This is a genomic window from Fodinibius halophilus (assembly GCF_011059105.1).
Lineage (GTDB): Bacteria > Bacteroidota > Rhodothermia > Balneolales > Balneolaceae > Fodinibius > Fodinibius halophilus.
The window spans coordinates 1-5590 of sequence record NZ_JAALLS010000047.1 but is presented as its reverse complement, the minus strand read 5'-3'; the positions used below and the strand labels follow the sequence as shown (position 1 = coordinate 5590).

The 5590-nt window shown below is 54.3% G+C and carries 2 tRNA genes and 3 rRNA genes; all 5 read left to right on the top strand.

The annotated features are described in order from the left end of the window. Window positions 1-253: 253 nt before the first annotated feature. The 5 genes from G3569_RS17965 (at window position 254) to rrf (ending at window position 5539) form a co-directional block, all read left to right on the top strand. Window positions 254-1789, top strand: a 16S ribosomal RNA gene (locus G3569_RS17965). A 101-nt stretch (window positions 1790-1890) separates the two neighbouring features. Then, window positions 1891-1965, top strand: a tRNA-Ile gene (locus G3569_RS17960). A gap of 7 nt (window positions 1966-1972) precedes the next feature. Further along, window positions 1973-2046 (top strand) — tRNA-Ala (locus G3569_RS17955). Between the two features lie 357 nt (window positions 2047-2403). Further along, window positions 2404-5321: ribosomal RNA gene (locus tag G3569_RS17950) — 23S ribosomal RNA — on the top strand. A 106-nt stretch (window positions 5322-5427) separates the two neighbouring features. Then, a 5S ribosomal RNA gene (rrf, locus tag G3569_RS17945) occupies window positions 5428-5539 on the top strand. The 16S, 23S and 5S rRNA genes sit together here with 2 tRNA genes alongside, the layout of an rRNA operon. Window positions 5540-5590 lie beyond the last annotated feature (51 nt).

Sequence of the window (5590 nt, the reverse complement as noted above, 5' to 3'; positions counted from 1 at the left end):
CTAAAATTAAATTTGGAAGTGTCGCTCAGAGTGGTTATCTTGGCATCGCTTCGGAACTGGAGTTAACGATTTGTTAAAACAGGGCCGAGCGCTGCCTGCGGAAGCATTTGGGCGGCAAAAATTGTTCTATTACATACTGAGAATATACAGACGATCGCACGTCGAGCCCTTGTCAGTCTGATTTTAATCAGGCCGATAAGAGTATCAATTGACACAGCAAGGCCAGCGACTCAAACAATTTATTGGTGTTTTTACTATGGAGAGTTTGATCCTGGCTCAGGACGAACGCTGGCGGCGGGCTTAACACATGCAAGTCGCGGGAGAAGTTGCCCTTCGGGGCAACGGAGACCGGCGGATGGGTGAGTAACGCGTAGGTAATCTGCCATTAGGACTGGGATAACCCACCGAAAGGTGAGCTAATACCGGATGATGCAGCGGGGCCGCATGGCCACAGTTGTTAAATCCTTCGGGAGCCTAATGATGAACCTGCGTGCCATTAGCTAGTTGGTAGGGTCAAAGCCTACCAAGGCAATGATGGCTAGGGGGTCTGAGAGGATGATCCCCCACACTGGGACTGAGACACGGCCCAGACTCCTACGGGAGGCAGCAGTGAGGAATCTTGCGCAATGGAGGAAACTCTGACGCAGCCACGCCGCGTGCTGGAAGACGGCCCTATGGGTTGTAAACAGCTTTTACTAGGGAAGAACCTGGACCTTTCGAGGACCACTGACGGTACCTAGTGAATAAGCACCGGCTAACTCCGTGCCAGCAGCCGCGGTAATACGGAGGGTGCAAGCGTTGTCCGGAATCATTGGGTGTAAAGGGTGTGCAGGCGGAAGTCTAAGTCGGAGGTGAAATCTTGCCGCTTAACGGTAAAAGTGCCTTCGAAACTGGATTTCTTGAGTTCGGAAGAGGTTGGTGGAATTCGTGGTGTAGCGGTGAAATGCATAGATATCACGAAGAACACCGGTGGCGAAGGCGGCCAACTGGTCCGATACTGACGCTGAGACACGAGAGCGTGGGGAGCGAACAGGATTAGATACCCTGGTAGTCCACGCTGTAAACGATGCATGCTAGTTGTTGTCCCTTTGGGGGCAGTGACGCAGTTAACGCAGTAAGCATGCCACCTGGGGAGTACGTTCGCAAGAATGAAACTCAAAGGAATTGACGGGGGCCCGCACAAGCGGTGGAGCATGTGGCTTAATTCGATGCAACGCGAAGAACCTTACCTAGGCTAAATCTACGTTGACCGTCCCTGAAAGGGGGCTTCCCTTCGGGGCAACATAGAAGGTGCTGCATGGCTGTCGTCAGCTCGTGCCGTGAGGTGTTGGGTTAAGTCCCGCAACGAGCGCAACCCCTGTGGTTAGTTACCAGCACGTAATGGTGGGGACTCTAGCCAGACTGCCTACGCAAGTAGTGAGGAAGGTGGGGACGACGTCAAGTCATCATGGCCCTTACGTCTAGGGCTGCACACGTGCTACAATGGATGGTTCAATGGGAAGCGACCCCGCGAGGGCCAGCAGATCCCCAAAACCATTCCCAGTTCGGATTGGAGTCTGCAACTCGACTCCATGAAGTCGGAATCGCTAGTAATCGCGTATCAGCAATGGCGCGGTGAATACGTTCCCGGGCCTTGTACACACCGCCCGTCAAGCGATGGAAGTTAGGAGTACCTGATACGGCCGTGCCAACCCCTTTGGGGAGGCAGGTCTTTAGGGTAAGCCTAGTGACTGGCGCTAAGTCGTAACAAGGTAGCCGTACCGGAAGGTGCGGCTGGATCACCTCCTTTTTAAGGAGAGTCCGGCCTTGCTCGGCTCGCCGTGTGATCGTCTGTATGTTCTTGCTGGTCGCAAGTGTGCCCCGCTCAGGCGGGCGCAGCTGGCCACCGATGGGCTTGTAGCTCAGGCTGGTTAGAGCGCACGCCTGATAAGCGTGAGGTCGCAGGTTCAACTCCTGCCAAGCCCACACGTAAGGGGCTATAGCTCAGTTGGCTAGAGCACCTGCTTTGCAAGCAGGATGTCCGGGGTTCGAGTCCCCGTAGCTCCACTTTGTTTCCGGTAGTAGGTATGTTCTTTGTTATTGTTGTGTCGCGTACGTATGTGCTCGAGGCTAATCGTGTTAGCTTCAAGCAGATCCGTGCCGCACGGCACGTGTTCTTTTGTTTAATGCAAGCAAGCAGACCCTGTGGGTTGATGCTCGCCTCGCAACTGCGAGGACGAGGGTGTCAGCGCAAACAGGCCTATGCCCTTGCATGTGTTCTTTGACGTAGTGATAGCTGATAGGTTAAGTAAGGTTTGAATACCAACGAACCAACAAACCGAGTCATTTTAAGTAATGACACATTGTAAGTAAGAACGAAACGCTCTGAGGCTTGCCCCACCGATGGTGGTGCAAGTCATATAAGTGAAAGTAACTCAAGGGCGTATGGTGGATGCCTAGGCATAACCAGGCGATGAAGGACGTGTAAAGCTGCGAAAAGCTGCGGGGAGCTGCATAAGAGCCCAGATCCGCAGGTATCCGAATGGGGAAACCCACCTGCTTTCGAGCAGGTATCCTTTCGAGGAGGTCAACCCGGGGAACTGAAACATCTCAGTACCCGGAGGAACAGAAAACAATTCAGTGATCCCCCAAGTAGTGGCGAGCGAACGGGGGCCAGCCCAAATCCGGCTGCTACGGCGGCCGGAGGTTGTAGGGCCCACGGAAACCAACTCAAGCGAAGACGAAGCGGACTGGAAAGCCGCCCCACAGAAGGTGACAGGCCTGTAGACGTAAGCGCGATGCGGTGGTGGGATCCCCTGAGTAGGACGGGACCGGAGAAATCCTGTCTGAACCAGCCGGCACCATCCGGTAAGGCTAAATACTGGGTATGACCGATAGTGAACAAGTACCGTGAGGGAAAGGTGAAAAGAACGCCGAGAAGGCGAGTGAAACAGTACCTGAAACCATACGCTTACAAGCGGTCGGAGCTGCTCTTCGGAGCAGTGACGGCGTGCCTTTTGCATAATGAGCCTACAAGTTGCACCTGTCGTGCAAGGTTAATCCGCTTAGCGGAGCAGCCGAAGCGAAAGCGAGTCCGAATAGGGCGAAAGTACGGCGGGGCAGACGCGAAACCGAGTGATCTATCTATGACCAGGGTGAAGCGGGGGTAAGACTCCGTGGAGGCCCGAACCGACAGGCGCTGAAAAGCCTCCGGATGAGTTGTGGATAGGGGTGAAAGGCCAATCAAACTCGGAAATAGCTCGTTCTCCTCGAAATATATTTAGGTATAGCATCTGGCGTGTAGCATGTCGGAGGTAGAGCACTGATTAGACTAGGGGGCTTCACCGCCTACCAAATCTAGACAAACTCCGAATGCCGGCATGTGTTGCCAGGTAGTCAGCGTGGGGGCGATAACGTCCTCCCGCAAGAGGGAAACAACCCAGACCACCAGCTAAGGCCCCAAAATCCAAACTAAGTTGAACAAAGAAAGTTGGGTTGCCCAGACAACTAGGAGGTTGGCTTAGAAGCAGCCATTCCTTGAAAGAGTGCGTAATAGCTCACTAGTCGAGCGGCCCGGCGTCGATAATTTACGGGCATAAGTTTGGTGCCGAAGCTGTGGATTGCTGTCCGTTTGGACGGCAGTGGTAGAGGAGCATTCCAGCCGCATTGAAGTCGCCCTGTGAGGGGTGGTGGAGCATCTGGAAGCGAAACTGTAGGCATGAGTAACGATAAGAGGGGTGAGAAACCCCTCCACCGAAAATCTAAGGGTTCCTGATCAACGTTAATCGGATCAGGGTTAGTCGAGACCTAAGGTGTAGCCGACAGGCGAAGCCGATGGAAAACCGGTTAAATATTCCGGTACCGCTATACAGCTATAAACGAAGGCGTCACGCAGAAGTGACACTACCGCCTCGAGACTGAATTCGAGGTTAAAGGAGGTAGGCCGGGTGGTAGGCAAATCCGCCACCCACATGGCTGAGCTCCGACAGTACAGGGAGCCTACGGGCAAACTGATAGTGTAGGTAATCTTGCTGCCAAGAAACCCGTCGTCGTTTGTTGTTATAGCGCTCGTACCAAAACCGACACAGGTAGATGAGGAGAGGATCCTCAGGTGCTCGAGCGAATCGTGGCTAAGGAACTCGGCAAATTAGATCCGTAACTTCGGGAGAAGGATCCCCTGCGGCGGCTTCGGCCGTTGCGGGGCGCAGTGACAAGGTCCAATCGACTGTTTACCAAAAACACATACCTCTGCTAACTCGTAAGAGGACGTATAGGGGTTGACACCTGCCCGGTGCTGGAAGGTTAAGGAAGCCTGTTAATCCGCCTTTGGCGGATGAAGCGGGCGACTGAAGCCCCAGTAAACGGCGGCCGTAACTATAACGGTCCTAAGGTAGCGAAATTCCTTGTCGGGTAAGTTCCGACCTGCACGAATGGTGCAACGAATTGGACACTGTCTCGGCCACGAGCTCGGTGAAATTGTGGTATCGGTGATGACGCCGATTACCCGCAGCGGGACGGAAAGACCCCGTGAACCTTTACTACAACTTTACATTGGCTTTAGCTGCCGAATGTGCAGGATAGGTGGGAGACCCGGAAGCCCCAGCGCCAGCTGGGGTGGAGTCATCCGTGAAATACCACCCTTTTGGCAGGTGAATTCTAATTCTCCACAGAGAAGACAGTGTATGGTGGGTAGTTTGACTGGGGCGGTCGCCTCCTAAATTGTAACGGAGGCTCCCAAAGGTACCCTCAGCACGGTCGGCAATCGTGCGTAGAGTGTAAAAGCATAAGGGTGCTTGACTGCGAGACATACAGGTCGAGCAGGTGCGAAAGCAGGGTTTAGTGATCCGGCGGTTTCCGAATGGAAGGGCCGTCGCTCAAAGGATAAAAGGTACTCCGGGGATAACAGGCTTATCTCCCCCAAGAGTTCACATCGACGGGGAGGTTTGGCACCTCGATGTCGGCTCATCGCATCCTGGGGCTGGAGAAGGTCCCAAGGGTATGGCTGTTCGCCATTTAAAGCGGTACGCGAGCTGGGTTCAGAACGTCGTGAGACAGTTCGGTCCCTATCTGCTGTGGGCGTTGGAATATTGCGGAGAGCTGCTCCTAGTACGAGAGGACCGGAGTGGACGCACCGCTTGTGTACCTGTTGTCACGCTAGTGGCATCGCAGGGTAGCGATGTGCGGAAGTGATAAGCCGCTGAAAGCATCTAAGCGCGAAGCACGCTCCAAGATAAATATTCCCATTACAGCCTTCTGGAAGACGACCAGATCGATAGGCGGCAGGTGTAAGCGTGGTAACACGTTCAGCCGAGCCGTACTAATAAGGCTACTGGCTTCCTCTTATATGGCTTGCACGACCGGTCGGTCGGCAGCCACACAGCCGTTCGTTGGCACCCCCAACAACCATCAGCTATCACTCCGCCAAAGACCACGACATTGACATTTTGAGCAGGCGGGTCAAGCGCAGGGGCCCCACCCGTTCCCATCCCGAACACGGCCGTTAAGCCCTGCAGCGCCGATGGTACTGCCCTCCGGGCGGAAGCGTAGGTCCCCGACTGCTCTCTTTATTTTTCCACGCCCTTCACGCCCAATCGCGTGAAGGGCTTTTTTT